19 protein-coding genes are annotated in these 16,017 nt (G+C 58.2%); 12 read left to right on the top strand and 7 right to left on the bottom strand.

Going from position 1 to position 16,017, the window contains the following annotated elements:
• Positions 1 to 46: 46 nt before the first annotated feature.
• Positions 47 to 631 carry a Yip1 family protein gene (locus EDC28_RS03675; RefSeq protein ID WP_050658603.1) on the top strand — a complete coding sequence of 195 codons (585 nt, stop codon included), beginning with the start codon at positions 47 to 49 and terminating at the stop codon, positions 629 to 631.
• Positions 632 to 671: 40 nt separating this feature from the next.
• Here the strand turns inward: EDC28_RS03675 and nagA are convergent, their stop codons facing one another.
• Complete coding sequence (gene nagA / locus EDC28_RS03670) at positions 672 to 1,793, bottom strand: N-acetylglucosamine-6-phosphate deacetylase (protein WP_123420711.1); 1,122 nt, start codon at positions 1,791 to 1,793, stop codon at positions 672 to 674.
• Positions 1,794 to 1,870: 77 nt separating this feature from the next.
• Between nagA and glnS the strand changes: the two genes are divergently transcribed.
• The 3 genes from glnS (at position 1,871) to EDC28_RS03655 (ending at position 4,851) form a co-directional block, all read left to right on the top strand.
• Entirely contained in the window at positions 1,871 to 3,535 is a 1,665-nt protein-coding gene (glnS, locus tag EDC28_RS03665; RefSeq protein WP_123420710.1) for a glutamine--tRNA ligase, read from the top strand.
• A gap of 96 nt (positions 3,536 to 3,631) precedes the next feature.
• Complete coding sequence (locus EDC28_RS03660) at positions 3,632 to 4,264, top strand: HvfX family Cu-binding RiPP maturation protein (protein WP_123420709.1); 633 nt, start codon at positions 3,632 to 3,634, stop codon at positions 4,262 to 4,264.
• 32 nt (positions 4,265 to 4,296) lie between these two features.
• The gene (locus EDC28_RS03655; RefSeq protein ID WP_123420708.1) at positions 4,297 to 4,851 is read left to right on the top strand and encodes an NAD(P)H nitroreductase; all 555 of its coding nucleotides are present in this window, start codon (positions 4,297 to 4,299) and stop codon (positions 4,849 to 4,851) included.
• A 20-nt stretch (positions 4,852 to 4,871) separates the two neighbouring features.
• Here EDC28_RS03655 and EDC28_RS03650 read toward each other — a convergent pair whose 3' ends face one another.
• Complete coding sequence (locus EDC28_RS03650) at positions 4,872 to 5,225, bottom strand: DMT family protein (RefSeq protein WP_050658598.1); 354 nt, start codon at positions 5,223 to 5,225, stop codon at positions 4,872 to 4,874.
• A gap of 151 nt (positions 5,226 to 5,376) precedes the next feature.
• Here EDC28_RS03650 and EDC28_RS03645 point away from each other — a divergent pair, with 151 nt between their 5' ends.
• The 3 genes from EDC28_RS03645 to EDC28_RS03635 are packed head-to-tail and all read left to right on the top strand — an operon-like array spanning position 5,377 to position 7,619.
• Positions 5,377 to 6,513: an MFS transporter gene (locus EDC28_RS03645; protein ID WP_123420707.1), complete on the top strand. Its 1,137-nt coding sequence runs from the start codon at positions 5,377 to 5,379 to the stop codon at positions 6,511 to 6,513.
• Positions 6,514 to 6,564: 51 nt separating this feature from the next.
• Entirely contained in the window at positions 6,565 to 6,915 is a 351-nt protein-coding gene (locus EDC28_RS03640; protein ID WP_050658596.1) for an antitoxin Xre/MbcA/ParS toxin-binding domain-containing protein, read from the top strand.
• 17 nt (positions 6,916 to 6,932) lie between these two features.
• Positions 6,933 to 7,619: an RES family NAD+ phosphorylase gene (locus EDC28_RS03635; RefSeq protein WP_232338703.1), complete on the top strand. Its 687-nt coding sequence runs from the start codon at positions 6,933 to 6,935 to the stop codon at positions 7,617 to 7,619.
• A gap of 27 nt (positions 7,620 to 7,646) precedes the next feature.
• Here the strand turns inward: EDC28_RS03635 and EDC28_RS03630 are convergent, their stop codons facing one another.
• Positions 7,647 to 9,365 carry a M1 family metallopeptidase gene (locus tag EDC28_RS03630; RefSeq protein WP_123420706.1) on the bottom strand — a complete coding sequence of 573 codons (1,719 nt, stop codon included), beginning with the start codon at positions 9,363 to 9,365 and terminating at the stop codon, positions 7,647 to 7,649.
• Positions 9,366 to 9,466: 101 nt separating this feature from the next.
• Between EDC28_RS03630 and EDC28_RS03625 the strand changes: the two genes are divergently transcribed.
• Positions 9,467 to 10,756: an MFS transporter gene (locus EDC28_RS03625; protein ID WP_123420705.1), complete on the top strand. Its 1,290-nt coding sequence runs from the start codon at positions 9,467 to 9,469 to the stop codon at positions 10,754 to 10,756.
• On the opposite strand, the gene EDC28_RS03620 is transcribed toward EDC28_RS03625, so the two are convergent.
• Positions 10,733 to 11,212, bottom strand: coding sequence for a putative 4-hydroxy-4-methyl-2-oxoglutarate aldolase (locus tag EDC28_RS03620; protein ID WP_123420704.1), 480 nt, complete (start codon positions 11,210 to 11,212; stop codon positions 10,733 to 10,735). The two genes, EDC28_RS03625 and EDC28_RS03620, sit on opposite strands and share 24 nt — an antisense overlap.
• A 61-nt stretch (positions 11,213 to 11,273) precedes the next feature.
• On the opposite strand from EDC28_RS03620, the gene EDC28_RS03615 reads away from it, so the two are divergent.
• Positions 11,274 to 12,158: a radical SAM protein gene (locus tag EDC28_RS03615; RefSeq protein WP_123420703.1), complete on the top strand. Its 885-nt coding sequence runs from the start codon at positions 11,274 to 11,276 to the stop codon at positions 12,156 to 12,158.
• Between the two features lie 44 nt (positions 12,159 to 12,202).
• A complete protein-coding gene (locus EDC28_RS03610; protein WP_123420702.1) occupies positions 12,203 to 13,027 on the top strand; it encodes a DNA ligase in 825 nt (274 codons plus the stop codon).
• Between the two features lie 51 nt (positions 13,028 to 13,078).
• Here EDC28_RS03610 and EDC28_RS03605 read toward each other — a convergent pair whose 3' ends face one another.
• Positions 13,079 to 13,288, bottom strand: a complete 210-nt coding sequence (locus tag EDC28_RS03605; protein ID WP_050658589.1) for a cold-shock protein — start codon at positions 13,286 to 13,288, stop codon at positions 13,079 to 13,081.
• A gap of 246 nt (positions 13,289 to 13,534) precedes the next feature.
• Between EDC28_RS03605 and EDC28_RS03600 the strand changes: the two genes are divergently transcribed.
• Positions 13,535 to 14,239, top strand: coding sequence for a DUF3581 family protein (locus EDC28_RS03600; protein ID WP_050658588.1), 705 nt, complete (start codon positions 13,535 to 13,537; stop codon positions 14,237 to 14,239).
• Between the two features lie 34 nt (positions 14,240 to 14,273).
• Here EDC28_RS03600 and EDC28_RS03595 read toward each other — a convergent pair whose 3' ends face one another.
• Both EDC28_RS03595 and EDC28_RS03590 read right to left on the bottom strand, forming a co-directional pair.
• Entirely contained in the window at positions 14,274 to 14,681 is a 408-nt protein-coding gene (locus EDC28_RS03595; protein WP_123420701.1) for a TonB family protein, read from the bottom strand.
• 39 nt (positions 14,682 to 14,720) lie between these two features.
• The gene (locus EDC28_RS03590; RefSeq protein WP_050658586.1) at positions 14,721 to 15,071 is read right to left on the bottom strand and encodes a putative quinol monooxygenase; all 351 of its coding nucleotides are present in this window, start codon (positions 15,069 to 15,071) and stop codon (positions 14,721 to 14,723) included.
• Between the two features lie 142 nt (positions 15,072 to 15,213).
• On the opposite strand from EDC28_RS03590, the gene EDC28_RS03585 reads away from it, so the two are divergent.
• Complete coding sequence (locus EDC28_RS03585) at positions 15,214 to 16,005, top strand: acyl-CoA thioesterase (RefSeq protein ID WP_050658585.1); 792 nt, start codon at positions 15,214 to 15,216, stop codon at positions 16,003 to 16,005.
• The last annotated feature ends 12 nt before the right edge of the window (positions 16,006 to 16,017 follow it).

Raw genomic sequence — 16,017 nt, 5'->3', positions numbered from 1 at the left:
CCACGTCGAGCCGCTACTGTTTCGGTCGTGTCAGAGGAGTGATTTTATGAGTCATATATGGGGGCTTCTTACACATCCTGATCGTGAGATGCACGATATCACCAAGGAAAACGAGTCCATTTCCGACCACTTTGGCCACCACGTACTGTTGCTGGCTGCTATTCCGGTGGTGTGTACCTTTATCGGCACCACCCTGTTCGGTTGGGATTTAGGCAGTGGGCCTATCGTGCTGGACCATGTGACGGCCTTTTTGCTGGGGGTGCTGTTTTATGGCGCCATCCTTGGCGCGGTAGCCATTATGGGTGCCGTTATCCACTGGCTGGCGCGGGATTACCCGCAGCGGCCAAGCCTGCAACGCTGCATGGTGTTTGCCGGTTACATTGCCACGCCGATGTTCTTAAGCGGCATCATTGCCCTCTACCCTTTGGTGTGGTTGTGCATCCTGGTAGCGGCAATGGGTTACCTGTATTCCGGGTATCTGTTGTTCCTGGCCGTGCCGTGTTTTCTGAATATCGGTAAGGAGGAAGGGCTCAGGGTATCTGGCTCCATCTTCGCCATTGGCGTGTTGGTGACCGAGTTCTGGATTGGGGTAAGCGTAGTGATTTGGGGCTTCGGCCATCATCTGTTCTGATGCCTAACCCGATAAAAAAAGCCGCATCTTGCGGCTTTTTTTATCGGGCCACTTCCAGCAATTGGCGGCCTTGCACTGTGCCTCTGACTTCGAGGCCCGGGCACAACCCCACCAATTCGGCCTTCATACCCGGTTGAATGCGCGGCAGCCCAAGGGCCAACCTTGGGGTGACGCCAGCCATGGCCAGGGCATCTGCCAGGGGAATATCCATGGCTACCAGCCGTTGTACGCCTTTGTCCATGGTGAGGTTGGAACCGCCTATGGTGCCATCTGGGCCCAGGCAGCGGTCATTCTCGACACTGATGGATTTGCCGGCAAATTCAAACTCCCTGACATCGGCGCCGCTGGCTGGGGTGGCGTCGGTAACCAGGAACAATTTGTCAGCCAGGAGGCGATGGGCCAGCCGCACATTGGCACTGCTGACATGGATGCCATCGCCCACCAACCCGCAGTAAAGCTGGCGGTCAAGGGCAGTGGCGGTAAAGCCGGGGCTGCGGGCGCTGATGGGCGGCATGGCGTTAAAAAGGTGGGTCGCCATATCCATCCCGGCGCCAATGGCGCCCAGGCTTTGCGCCTCACTGGCGAGGGTATGGCCGCCTGAGACCTTAATACCGGCATTGGCCAAGGTGCGAATAACCTCTTCATCCACCACTTCGGGGGCCAAGGTCACCAGTTTGACCACGTCTTTGGCTTCGATGATGGTGTTGAGCAAATCGTTGCTCACCGGGCGGATCAGGTCGCTATCGTGAATGCCGCCACGGTTGGGATTAAGCCAGGGGCCTTCCAGGTGCAGGCCAATCAGCCCCTGGCCCTGGTAACGGCGGGCGGCATCGATGGCGGCGCCAACTTTGGCGTCTTCGTCGGTAATGAGGGTGGCCAAAAAGCCGGTGGTGCCGTGGTGGAGATTGCCTTCGTTAAGCTTTTCAAGGGTTTGTACGTCGGGGGTGTCGTTAAACAGCAACCCGTAACCGCCGTTTTGCTGCAGATCCACAAAGCCGGGGGCGATGGTCAGTTCGGAGCAATCCACCCAGGGCCGTGGCGGCGATTGGTTATAAGGCAACCAGGCCTCGAGAACGCCGTCAGCGATAACCAGATGGCCGCAGGTAAACCCTTGACGGGTCAGAATTCGGGCGCCGGTGAGGCTGTATTTGCAATGGGCCATGGCTCTATTGTTTCACTGCCTTGTTTCATGGATCATAGGGGTAATTTCACTCCCTAAAAAGTATCAGAGGACTCGCTATGAGCAATGCGGGCGAAAACCGTCCCAGCAACTTTATCCGCCAAATTATTGATGCGGATCTTCAGAGCGGTAAACATCATAGCGTTCATACCCGCTTTCCACCTGAACCTAACGGTTACCTGCACATAGGTCATGCCAAATCCATCTGCCTGAACTTCGGGCTGGCCGAGGATTACAAAGGTTTTTGCAACCTGCGTTTCGACGACACCAACCCGGTAAAAGAAGACCAGGAGTACGTCGATTCCATCAAGCAAGACGTGCATTGGCTGGGGTTTGAGTGGTCTGGCGAGGTGCGCCATTCCTCCGATTATTTTGACCAACTCTTTGGCTATGCCGTCGAGCTTATCCAAAAGGGCCTGGCCTATGTGGACGAGCTGAGCCCCGAGCAAATTCGCGAATACCGCGGCACCCTTAAAGAGCCGGGTAAGAACAGCCCTTACCGCGACCGCAGCGTTGAAGAAAACCTCGCGCTCTTTAACAAGATGCGTGACGGCGGTTTTGAAGAGGGCAAAGCTTGCCTTCGCGCCAAAATCGATATGGCGTCAAGCTTTATCGTGATGCGCGACCCGGTGCTCTACCGGGTGAAATTTGCCCATCACCACCAAACCGGCGACAAGTGGTGCATCTACCCGATGTACGACTTTACCCACTGTATCTCTGACGCCATCGAAGGCATCACCCACAGCCTCTGTACCCTGGAATTCCAGGACAACCGCCGCCTGTACGACTGGGTGCTGGAAAACATCACCATCGATGTGCAGCCCCATCAGTACGAGTTTTCGCGCCTGAACCTCGAGTACACCGTCACCTCCAAGCGCAAGCTCAACCAGTTGGTGACCGAGCACCACGTGGCTGGCTGGGACGACCCGCGCATGCCCACCATCGCTGGCCTTCGCCGCCGTGGCTATACCTCGGGCAGCATTCGCGAGTTCTGTAAGCGTATCGGCGTGACCAAGATGGATAACACCGTCGAGATGGCCATGCTCGAAGCTTGTATTCGGGACGACCTTAACGACAACGCCCCGCGCGCCATGGCGGTGCTGGACCCAGTGCGCCTGGTCATTGAGAACTTCCCCGAAGGCGAAGTGGAATGGCTGGAAGCGCCTAACCATCCCAACAATCCCGACATGGGCTCGCGCAAGGTGCCTTTTAGCCGTGAGTTGGTGATTGAAGGCGAAGATTTTCGCGAAGAAGCCAACAAGAAGTACAAGCGCTTGGTGCTGGGTAAAGAAGTGCGGCTGCGTAACGCCTATGTGGTCAAAGCCGAGCGCGTTGAAAAAGACGCTGCCGGTAATATCACCACCATCTTCTGCAGCTACGATCCTGACACCTTGGGTAAAGATCCGGCGGATGGCCGCAAGGTCAAAGGTGTTATCCACTGGGTCAGCAAAAACCATGGCCTGCCAGCCGAAGTGCGCCTCTACGATCGCCTCTTCAACGTGCCGAACCCCGGCAACGCCGAGGACTTTCTGGCCACCATCAACCCCGAGTCTTTAACCGTGGTGCAAGGCCTGGTGGAGCCGTCCTTGGCCGAAGCCGAGCCGCAAAAAGGCTACCAGTTCGAACGTATCGGCTATTTCTGCCGTGATAATAGCCAGACGTTAGTCTTCAACCGCACTGTGGGTCTGCGTGACACCTGGGGCGGTGGTGGCGAAGACGCCTAAGCCTGATAAAAAAGCGCCACCTTCGGGTGGCGTTTTTTTTGCGAAAGATTGGCAAGGGCCGGCAGGTCTTAAGTGGGACTAACACAGGAGAGTCCCATGCAGCGCCTTTTATTACCGCAACAGCTTGTTAACCGCAGCCGCCTTTTCGATTGGCTGGCGCCCTTGGCCTTTCGCCTCTATCTGGTGCCGGTGTTTTGGATGGCGGGCATCAACAAGCTCCAAGGCTTTGACGACACCGTTGCCTGGTTTGGCAACAGCGAATGGGGCCTTGGCCTGCCTTTTCCCTGGTTAATGGCCTTTTTGGCAACCGCCAGCGAACTTGGCGGGGCGGTATTGTTGCTGGTGGGATTGGGCGTGCGGTGGGTGTCGGTGCCGCTGATGGTCACCATGGCGGTGGCCATTGTTACCGTACATTGGCCTAACGGCTGGCAGGCTATTGCCGATCCCAGCGCCCCTTTTGCCAATGCCCAGGTGCTGGCATCGGCAGATAAGCTCGCTAAGGCGCGGGAGCTGCTGCAAGAACATGGCCACTACGATTGGCTGACCAGCTCCGGGCCCCTGGTTATCCTCAATAACGGCTACGAGTTTGCCGCAACCTATTTCATCATGCTGCTGTCGCTGTTTTTCTCTGGCGCCGGCCGTTACCTCTCCCTTGACCATTGGTTTTGCCGCTACCTTGAGCGCCGGTCAGCCAAGGCTGGGGCTGTCAGCGCGCAGGCTTTGGGTTAGGCTAGGCCTTTTACCGGCAGCAAGAGGCCTTTATGGACGCACTGGACCTGTTACTTAACCGCACTTCCGAGCCCAAGCTGGAGGCGCCGGCGCCTCAGGGGCAAGCCCTGGAAAACCTCTTTCAAGCGGCCTTTCGGGTGCCGGACCACGGCATGCTGCACCCTTATCGTTTTGTGGTGATTGAAGGCGAGGGCCGCCAAAAGCTCGGCGAGGTGTGCCTTGCGGCGCTACTGGCCGCCGACCCCGAGGCGGATGACAAGGCCCGTGATAAGGCCCTGCACCTTTTGGAGCGCGCGCCCATGGTGGTGGCGGTGGTGTCCAAGGTACAAGACCACCCCAAGGTACCGGCCTTCGAGCAGTTGGTGACCGCCGGCCTTGCCGCCCATGCCATGCAGATGGCGGCGGTAGCCCAGGGTTTTGGCGGTATCTGGCGCACTGGCGCTTATGCCACGGCGCCGCTGGTGCGCGAGGCGCTGGGGGTGTCGGGCGAGGATGAGATTCTGGGCTTTTTGTATCTTGGCACGCCGGTGCCAACCAAGTTCAAGGTCCCAAGGCCCGACAGCAGCGCCTTTGTCAGCCACTTTTGAAAGCCCCGCCAGGGGCTTTTTCATGACATCAGCTGTTGGCGGAAGATAAAAAACACTGCGCCCAGGATACAAAGCCCGGCCCAGACATAATCCCAGCGAAACGGCTCTTTGAGGTAGAACACGGCAAAGGGCACGAAAATAAAGAGGGTGATGCACTCTTGGATGATTTTCAGTTGGGCGGCGCTTGCCACCTGATAGCCGATGCGGTTGGCCGGCACCTGCAACAGGTACTCGAATAAGGCAATGCCCCAGCTCAGCAGGGCCGCCACTATCCAAGGCTTGGTTGATAAGCTTTTAAGGTGCCCGTACCAGGCAAAAGTCATGAAGATATTGGACAGGCAAAGCAGTACGACGGTGATGGCAATAGGGGGCATAGCGGTACTCCATGGCGACGCGGTTATTGTGCGTGGCGGCCTCGATGTCGATGATTAATTTTTCTTGTCCTGACGATAATCAAACCGCATTGTCCCTGCCCTGACAGAAGCGCAAAATCGCGCCACTTTCTCTTCCCCCCTCGGTTTAATGATGTTCTCCCGTCCTGTGGTGCTGCTGCTGTTGGGCCTGCTGCTGCTCACCATTTCCATTGCGGTCCAAAATACCCTGGTGCCTCTTTGGCTGACCAAGGCGCAGGTGTCTACGGCTGGTATCGGCAGCGTCACCTCGCTGTATTTTGTCGGCAACCTGGTGGGCACCTTGTTGGCCGGGCGCCTGATAAACCGCCTGGGCTTTGCTGTGACTTATCAGCTGGTGTGCCTGGTTTTTGTGCTGGCGGTGTCCGGACTTTGGCTCAGCCACAGTCTTGCCGGCTGGCTGGGGTGGCGCTTTTTGGCCGGTGTGGCCTGCGCCTGTATCTGGGTAGTGGTGGAATCCTGGCTGATGCTCAAGGGTGAGGCCACCCAGCGCAGCCAACTGTTGGCGGCTTACATGGTGGTGTATTACCTCGGCACTGTGGTGGGGCAAATGCTGCTGACGGTGACCAACACCGAAATGGCGGCGGTACTGGTGTGGGTGGCGGCTCTGATTGGCGTGGCCATGGTGCCGGTGGCCCTGGCCGGCCACAGCCGCCACCAAATCGTGCGCCAGCGCAGCCCTTTGCTGGCCATGATCCGCCTGAAATCGGCGCGCAGCGGCGTGCTGGGCTGCGTGCTGGCCGGTGTGGTGCTGGGCTGCCTTTACGGGCTGCTGCCGGTTTTTCTGGCCCGCCAACATTTTGATGATGCCCAAGTGGGGCGCTGGATGGCGGTGCTGGTGGCGGCCGGTATCATGGGCCAATGGCCAACCGGCCGCCTGGCAGACCGCTTCGGGCGCCGGCCTGTGGTGTTGGGGCAGATGGTCATTATGACCCTGTCCGCCCTTTGGCTCTCGGTGATGGGCTCGCGCCACGGCTTTGCGCTGTCGTTGGTGGGCCTTGGGGTGGTGGCTTTTACCTTGTATCCGGTGGCCATGGCCTGGGCCTGCGAGCAGGTCAGCAGTGAACAACTGGTGGCCATGAACCAGGCGTTGCTGCTGTCTTATTGCCTTGGCAGCCTGGCCGGGCCGGCACTGGCAGCGGTGCTGATGGACAGGTTCAGCGACAGTGGCCTTTTTACCCTGATCGCTTTGGTAACCATGGTGGTGGGGGCTTGGTGCTGGCGGCAAAGGCCGGCGGTGCTTGCTGTGTAGCTTTTGCGCCAATTACTTGTATAATGTCTCAAAAGGTTGGTGGAGGCTTTCATGCAAGCAGTGGCGCAACTGGATGCCAAGGCAGTGCTCAGCAAGGCACTGCTTAATGCAGGCAAGGATCTGGGGCTAACCCAGGTAGAGATAGGCAATGTCATTGGCCGTAACCGCACCCGGCTGCGTGACGGCATAGAGCCGGCCAGTAAAGAGGGCGAGCTGGCACTGCTGCTAATTCGCCTGCACCGTAGCCTCTTTGCCCTGACCGGCGGCCAGGGCGCCGACATGAAGCACTTTATGGCCACCCGCAATCACCTTAGCCTTGGTGTGCCCAAAGAGCAGATAGGCACGGTGCAAGGCCTGGTTAAACTGGTTAACCTGCTGGACGGCTTGCGAGGCAAGATCTGATGCAGGCCATCCAGGGAATGGGATGGCGATTGGTCGAATCCCAGGAGCAGGTTGCCACCTCGCAACTGGTCGATAACCTCGCCGAGCAGCAATTACTGGAAGACTTGCTGGATTACTCCAAACCGCCCCGCCTAGCCGGCACCGAACACCTGCATTACCTGCTGGCTACCCCTTTTCGTTACCCGCCCTTGTTGTGGGGCTCGCGTTTTGGCCGGGCCTTTGAGCCAAGCCTGTTTTATGGCGGCAAAACCATCAACGTTACCCTCACCGAAGGCGCCTACTACCGGCTGGTGTTTTACCATTCCATGGCCGAGCCGCCGCCCGGCGTGCACCTTCGCACCCAGCACAGCCTCTTTGCCTTTTACTACCGCACCCACAAAGGCGAGAAGCTTCAGGAATGGCCGGAGCAGCAGAAGCTTACCGATCCGGTGCATTACGGATATTGCCAGGAGCTGGGTAGCCGCCTTCGCGAGCGTGATGTCGAAGCCTTTGAGTACCGCTCGGCCCGCTGCCTGGAAGCCGAAGTCAACGTGGCGCTCTTTACCCCCAAGGCGCTGCTGAGCAACAGGCCGCGGCGCCTAAGCCGCTGGCTTTGTGAAGTCGGGCCCCATGGGGTGAGCTTTTTAGGCGGGGAGGGAAACGATCTGTACCTCTTTCCCGCTGATATGTTTTGGGTTGACGGCAAACTGCCGATGCCTGCCTGATAAAAACGCGCCCCTCGGGGCGCGTTTTTACTTTTTGGCGTTGCGGGCCTTTTCTCGCTTAAGCTGCTCCCAGGCCTGGAAGGCGGCAAAGTGCGGCTCATCGCGCAGCAGTTTTTGGTGCGGGTCCAGCAATATATGCTCAGCCTTGCCGACCTTGAGGCTCCCCTTGCCCCCGGCCATGGCCACTTTGTAAACCTTGCCGTCCAGGGCCACCTCCACCGGCATCAAAAAGGCGCTTTTAGTGCCTTGCCAGCTAAGGTGCAGGGTGTTGCCGTCCCGGTTAGCCACCAGCTTTGGCAAGGGAGCCTGGTAGAGGTAGGCGTCAAAGAACCACTGCATATCCTCTCCTGCCAGGCGGCTGACGATGGCGATAAATTCCTTGGATGTGCCATAGCGCGGGGCAAAGTGGCCGGGACGAGGGTCTTTGGTGCCGTACACCAGCTCCCGCACCGCCGTGAAGAAACCTTTATCCCCCAGGTAACTGCGCAGGCTGTGCAGCATAAAGGCGCCTTTGACGTAGATATCCTGGCCGGGGCCGCGTTTTTCGTCGTACACCCCTTCTTCGGTTTGGGAATGGCCCGACACCAGCGGCCGCTTGTTTTTAATGGCGCCGCGAACTCGGTAGAGGCTGGCGTCATAGGCCATATCGCCGCGCAGGTACTGGGCATAGAGCGGCTGCATATAGGTGCCAAAGCCCTCGTGGAGCCAAAAGTCGTCCCAATCGGTGTTGGTCAGTTGGTTACCAAACCACTCGTGGGCCAGTTCGTGTTGCAGCAGATCGTCATAACCATAAATGTTCTGGGCATAGCCGTTGCCGTAGGCATTGATGGTTTGGTGCTCCATGCCTTTGTGCGGGGTGTGGACCACGCCCATTTTCTCGTTCCCAAAAGGGTAGGGGCCGATGGTTTGCTCAAAAAAGTCCAACTGGCGGGGAAACTCGGCAAAAAGCTGCTCGGCCTGGGCCTTTTGGCCCTTTAGGTACCAGTAATCCATGGGAAAGCTGTTGCCAAAGCGGCTGTGGTAGGTGGCTTCAAGTTTTTCATAAGGGCCGATGTTAAGGGCAATGGCGTAGGTGTTGGGGTGCGCCACCTGCCAGTGGTAGGTGCGCCAGCCGTCTTTTTCTTCCATCCCCAAGAAGGCGCCGTTACTGGGCGCCACCAAGGGCGCCGGCACCGTGATGAAAAGCTCCGCCACATCCGGCTCTCCCATGGGGTGGTCGATACAGGGCCAGAACAGATCGCAGCCTTCACCTTGCACCGCCGTGGCTATCCACGGCTCACCCTCGGCAGTTTTAGCCCAGACAAAGCCGCCGTCCCAGGGGGCGTGTTTGGCCACGTGGGGTTTGCCAGCGTAATGGATGCCAAGGGTAAAGCGGGCGCCTTTGGCCACTTCCTTGGGTAGCGTGATAAAAAGCCGCCCCTCGGGATTGTGCCAGGCGCTTGCGGCAAGCATCTGGCCATTGAAAGTGATGGCGCTGATGGCAAAGGACGGGTCCAAGTCCACAGACAGGGTTTGCAGCGGCGCTTTGGCACTAAAGGTGAGCTTGGCCTCACCTTCAATGGCTTGCTGCTGGGGCTCGACCTTAAAGTGCAACTCGGCCTTGGTAAAATGCAAATATTGCTGGCTGGGCGGCATCAGGCCACCAGACTCTTTGGTCAAGGGGCTAAGGGGTTTGGGGCCGGCACTTTCATGGTGCTGGGCACAGCCGCTCAACAGCAGCACTAAACAACAGAGGCTTTTTTTCATGGTATCGGCAGGCAAGTCAGGTAAGCCCTATTAATACGCTGTTATCGGTTTGTAACCCAGTGCGCCTGTCTTGGCTGGGTGGCCAGCGGCCTTAAGGCGGGTTGACCGGCGATTGCGCTTTTGTTCATTTTGTTCACGGCGCCCGGCTTTTGGTCGCTAGGGATAGGCCTTACAATGCGCAGCGCCTTGAAGGAGCTTTTATGAACCGCCGTGCCGCTACCGCCGTTATTTTCATTGGATTTTTCTTACTGGGGATGGTGTTCATCCTCTGGGGCATCTTGCTGCCCGATTTGGCCCGTTCTCTGGCCATGAGTGAAGTGGTGAGCGGCGCCTTTTTTACCCTGATCTCCCTTGGCATGATTGTCGGCGCCTTTATCGGCGGCAAATACGTCCAGAAGTTCGATTTTCTGTCGCTGTTTTCCACCCTGGCGGTGCTGGTGGTAGCACTGCTGGTGGCTTTGTCGATGGTTAACCACTGGGCCTGGCTGCTGGCCGGGGCCTTCACCTTGGGCATTGTCAGCTCCAGCCTGTTCACCATCGGCCATACCCTTATCGCTCGGCTGCACGTGGCGCGCCGTTCGGCCATGATGGGGCTGATGGATTTTATGTTCAGCCTCGGCACCTTGGCGGCGCCTTTTTATGTGTCGGGGCTTTATGCGCTGGAGCACAGTTGGCGCTGGCCGCTACGGGTGCTGGCCCTGGGGCTGTTGGGCCTGGCCGCTTACGCCTGGTATACCGCGCGCCAGGGTAAAAAGCTGGCGCCGGTGGGCGAGGCCCAGCACAAGCAAAGCCTTTCCTACGGCGAGGTTATCAAACAGCCGGTGTTTTTGTTCCTGGCCCTGGCCGGGCTTGGCTATGGCGCCGTGGAGTTTGGCAACGGTAACTGGTTTGTCAGCTACGCCCAGAACGGCCGCGGTTTTGACGGTGACGAGGCGCGCTTTGTGTTTGCCTTTTTTACCGCCGGCATGGTGCTAAGCCGCTTGGGGTTTGCCCTGCTGCTGCGCTGGTTCAGTAACCACCGGCTGATGGTGATCCTGGCCAGTATCATGGTGGTGGGGGCCTTTACCATCAAGCTCACCAGCGACCCGCAGATCATGTCTATGGGCAACCTGCTGGTAGGGCTGGGGCTGGGCGGTTTGTTCCCGCTAATGCTGTCGGCCGCCATGGATATCGACAGCGACAAGGGGCCGGTGCTGTCGGGCCTTTGCGTGATTGGCTCGTCCATCGGCGTGCAGCTGGCGTCCTTCGGGACTGGCCTCTGGGCCAACTTTGCGCCCTTGGCAACGGCCTTTTGGACCATTCCCCTGGGCGCGGCTTGGTTGTGGGTGATGGCGTTTCGCTACAGCCGCGAGCTGAAAAAACGCCGCTCAGTGGATGGGGTTGTCGCTTAACACCACGCCATTTTTATCGGCATAAAGCCACATGCCGGGGCGGATGTTAACGCCCCCTAAGCGAAGGGCGATGCCGGTTTCCCCATGGCCCTTGCGCTCGGTTTTAAAGGGCGTCACTCCCAGGGCTTTAACCCCAAGAGCTAGGGTGGCAATCTCGCCGGCATCGCGGATGGCGCCGAAGATAACCACCCCGGCCCAGCCGTTATCCACGGCGCTTTTGGCAATCAAATCCCCCATCAGTGCCTGGCGCGTGGAGCCGCCGCCATCGACCACCAGCACCTTGCCCTGGCCAGGGGTTGCCAGCAGCTCCTTGACCCGGGAATTGTCCTCAAAGCATTTCACCGTCACCACCTGGCCGAAGAAAAGGGCCTTGCCACCCCAGTCTTGCAACGGCGCTTCTAGCCAGTGCAACTGGTCGCCATGGGCATCGCAAAGGTCGGGTAACAAGTCCAGCATCTGGCCTCCTGCGGCTGATTATGCGAAGTTAGCTCAACTCATAAGACCAGTTAAGCAGACAATGTTCAACCTGCCCTATATCCAGCCCCTGTTCCGGCCACCTTCGGAGTGGCAGTCCCTTATTTTGCAGGTCACCAACGGCTGCAGTTACAACCAGTGCACCTTTTGCGACATGTACACGGCGCCGCAGAAGAAGTTTCGCGCTAAAAAACGGGAAGACATCGCCGAAGAGTTAAAAGCGGTGGCGGCCACCGGCGTCTCGGTGCAGAAGGTCTTTTTGGCCGACGGCGACGCCATGACCCTGCCCACCCGGCGGCTGGTGGAGATTTGCGAGCTTATCCGCCAGTACCTGCCCAGCGTGCGGCGCATCAGCAGTTATTGCCTGCCGCGCAACGTCAAGAATAAATCCGTAGCCGAGCTTCGTACCCTGGCCGAACTGGGGCTGACCCTGGTGTATGTGGGCTGCGAAAGCGGTGACGACGAGGTGCTGGCCGGCATCAACAAAGGCGAAACCTTTGAAAGCTCCCAAGCGGCGCTGTTAAAGCTTGGTGAGGCCGGTATCAAGCGCTCGGTGATGATCTTAAACGGCATGGGCGGCGTCGAGCGCTCCCACCAGCACGCCATTCATTCGGCCCGGCTGATGAATGCCACCCAGCCCGAGTTTCTCTCCACCCTGGTGGTGTCCTTTCCCCTGGGGATGGCGCGGGTAGTGGCAGGTTTTGATGGGCGCTTTACCCCCCTCGAAGTGCCCCATTTGATTGACGAGCAGGGCTGGCTTATTGGCGAGCTGGCGTTAGAGTGCACCGTGTTTCGCTCCGACCATGCCTCCAACTACCTGGTGTTAAAAGGCACCCTGGGTAAAGACAAGGCCGCGCTCTTGTCGCAAATCGACAAAGCCCGGGCTGGCCTTGTGCCGCTTCGCGCCGAATGGCAACGGGGGCTGTAATGGGCTTTAGTTAAGGTCTTACTCTGCTTCAAAGGACTGATCAGATGAAGACCCTGCTCTTGGCCCTGTGCCTTTTTATCCCGCCTTGTTTTGCCAAGCTGCCGCCGCTGCTGGCCAATCGCTATGAAGGAGGCATTGATGTCAGCCAATACCTTGTCAGCGAAAAGCTCGACGGGGTGCGCGGCCGCTGGACCGGCCAAAGGCTGCTCACTAAAACCGGCAACCCGATACAAGCCCCTCACTGGTTTACCGAAGCGCTTCCTCCCACGGCCCTGGACGGTGAGCTTTGGATAAGGCGCGGCGCCTTTAGCGAGGTGGCGGCCGTGGTCTTGGACCGCGAACCGGATGATGCCGCCTGGCGCCAAGTCCATTACATGCTGTTTGACATGCCAGATGCCCAAGGGCGCTTTGTGGAGCGGCTTGCGGCCATGACGTCGCTGGTTAAGGCCACGGCCAAGCCCTGGTTGCAAGTGATACCCCAGCGCCAGCTTGCCAGCGAAGATGCGCTGATGGCATGGCTAGAACAGGTGGTGGCGGGAGGCGGCGAAGGGCTGATGCTGCACCGTATGGATGCCCTTTACCAACATGGCCGCAGCGATGACTTGTTAAAGTTGAAAAAAGCCGACGACATGGAAGGCACAGTGGTGGCGATATTGCCGGGGCAGGGCAAATACCAAGGCATGATGGGGTCGTTGCTGCTGGAGCTGGATAACGGCCAACGCTTTCGCCTGGGCACCGGCTTTACTGATGCGCAACGCGCGCAGCCGCCGCCAGTAGGAGCGCGGGTTACCTTTAGCCATCACGGCTTTACCAAAAACGGCAAACCGCGCTTTGCTCGCTTTTTGCGGGTCAGGCCAGATGGGGCCTAAAACAATGCCGGCGCCATAAAGGCGCCGGTAAAACAAGCGTCAGGCAGGCCCTCAAACCGGGGTCACGTTTTCCGCTTGTGGGCCTTTTTGACCCTGGGTTACTACCATGGTCACTTGCTGGCCCTCTGACAGGGAACGGCGACCGTTACCGTTGATGGCACTGAAGTGTACGAATACGTCTTTACCGCCTTCTTGCTCAATGAACCCGAAACCCTTCTCGTCATTGAACCACTTTACGGTACCTTTCACTTGATTTGACATAAACTCTATTTCCGATTTGCGAAAACACAAACCTAAGTAAAACAATAATATGCTTAGGCTTTAGCATGGTCCTATCCACGCTTATGAGCAATGATGTCGCCATCTGTTCAGAATGTAAACTAGCCATCGGTATAAGTTTGTTTCAACACAGTATCAGTGGTCTGATCATTTATCTGGCTAGACCATATCTGCCAGAATTAAGGAGTAGACTGGCGCCAGTTAAAAAAGAGGTCTTTTTCCAAGCCTATGTTTTTGAATGATTATCACCAGATCACCCCCGAGGGTTTTGCCTTCAGCCGGGCCCAGGCCAGCCGTTTTGCCAAGGGTGTAGCGGCCGATTTCAACCCTATTCACGACGAAGACGCCAAGCGTTTTTGTGTGCCGGGCGATCTGTTGTTCGCAATGCTGCTTAGCCGCATCGGCCTTCGCCAGAAAATGCGCTGCACCTTCTCCGGCATGGTGGGCGGCGACATTTCCCTACACTTGGCCGACCAAGACAGCCACGCCCGTATTCTTGACGGCGCCGGCAAGGAATACCTCGACTTGGCCTACAGCGGCGACAACAACCCAGATCTGGCGCTGATTGAGCACTTGGTCAAAGGTTATGTGCGTTTCTCCGGCCAGAACTTCCCGCCCATCTTGCTGCCGCTGATGAAAGAAAAGGCGGTGATGGTCAACCCCGCCCGGCCCCTGGTGATGTACCAGAGCATGGCCATCGACCTCAAAACCGTGGCTTTGGGCGCGCCAGAGATTGTGTTCTCCGGCGCCAACCTCGATGTAGAAGGCAAGCGCGGCACCGCCCATCTGCGGTTTGACTTTGTGGAGAACGGCCAGGTGGTGGGCAGCGGCGAGAAGGTGATGGTGCTGTCGGGGCTGGTCCCCTACGACCAAGCCGAGATGGACAAGATGGTGGCCTTTTACTACCAGCGAAAAAACGCCTACGCCGCCTGATAAAAACGCCGCTTCTGCGGCGTTTTTTAATGGTCTATCCCTTTGCCTGGCAACTGATCTGCGACTGGATAGCGCATTGCTTTTTCACAGCGTCGTTGCCTGTCTGACTAAGACAAAAATCCATTCTCACCCATTGCGAACCGGCTTGGCTGGCCGCCGAACTGGGTTGCCAATGCCAGGTTTTTAGCGCCTTGGTAGCCGCGGCAAAGGCGGCGGCTTTCGGTGCGGCGCTTACCAGGCGAACGGCGGTGGTATTGCCGTCCTGGTCGATATCGACTTGATAAACCGCGCAGCCCGTTATCTGGCTTTTGGCCATCTCCAGGGGATAGGGCACCATTTTTGTGGTGTCATGCACCCACGCGGGGTTAGCGGTTTGAGGGTAGCTGACGGCAACATCGGCATAGATGTTGATGCTGAAAAGTAGCGGCAGTAATGCACTCATAATGGATTCCTTGTGCAGTGTTGGTCCTGTCTTGGGCTTTTAGTTAAATACCGGGGCGTCGAAATCTTCCGGCTGGTCGGTATAGATACAGACATTGTGCTTGGCCACCAGCCCGTCGGGGGCAACGCAGTGGGCTTCGAAAAAGGCGCTGATGGCGCTGCGCTGGCAGTGGGCTTCAAAGCTTGCCATGTCCGCCCAAATTTCGTTGAACACCAGCGGAAAACTTTGGCCACCGGCAAAAGGGCTGGGGATGTGGCGGGTGACCTTGTATTGCAGGCAGCCGTCTTCGCGCAGGGTGTCGGCCTCAAGGGCCTGCAGCACTCTAAACAGTGCCTTTTCTTTGCCGGCCTTGGGTTCGAAGCTGGCAATGCAATAAACCTTCTTGGACATCTGAGTCTCTCCTTTTTAGCTGGCCACAGCATGCCTGCTGTTGGCCTTGATGCCAAGGCCGCCATGAAACCGATGCAGATCAACGTTCGCCCTTGCAGCCGGGAGTAGGCTGGCTGGGTCTTAGTTGTATTAGGTGCATTTTATGGCGGCGTTTTCGCAATTACTGAGCCCTTGGCGCGCTTTGGCAGCGGTGCAGACTATTCCCACAGGCTGGCTGCGTGGCCGGGCGGTGTTTGGCGGGTTAACGGCGGCCATGCTCTTTGAGCATATAAAGGCCAAAGTGGAGCCTGACTTGCCGGTACGTTCCCTTCATTTTGCTTTCGTGGCACCGGCGACACCGGGGCGGGTTGAGGTGCATGCCGAGGAGCTTAGAGCCGGGCGTTATGTGACTCAGGTGCAAGGCGAGCTTTGCCAGCATGGCGATTGTGTGTTGTCGGTCTTGGCGAGTTTTGGCCAGGCCAGGCCTTCAGCAGTGTCCATTGCACCCCCGGAGCCCCGGCATTTTACCGAGCCGGTGCAGTGCCAGCCGATGCCGGCTTTTATCGAGCCTGGCCCCGAGTTCGCAGCGCATTTTGACCTGTGCATTGCCACCGGCGCCCTGCCTTTTGCCGGTAGCCGCAGCCGGGAGCTGGGCGGCTGGGTGCGCTTTAAAAACGCGCCTGAGCCGGTGTCCATCGGCCATATTCTGGCGCTGCTTGATGCCTGGCCACCGGCGGTGCTGCCGATGCTTAACGCCCCGGCGCCAGCCAGCCTCCTTGCCTGGACCATTGATTTTGTTGAGCCGCTGCCGGCTTTTTGCGGCGACGACTGGTGGCATTATCTGGCCGAGGTGGTAATGGCTGAAGACGGCTACGGCATCATCAGTGCAAGGCTTCGCGATAAAAGTGGCAAGCTGGTGGCGTCATCGCGCCAGACGGTGGCCTTTTTCGGCTGACAAAAAAGGCCC

Origin of the sequence: Gallaecimonas pentaromativorans (assembly GCF_003751625.1) — a bacterium.
GTDB classification, from domain to species: domain Bacteria; phylum Pseudomonadota; class Gammaproteobacteria; order Enterobacterales; family Gallaecimonadaceae; genus Gallaecimonas; species Gallaecimonas pentaromativorans.
This window is presented reverse-complemented; position numbering and strand designations above follow the sequence as displayed.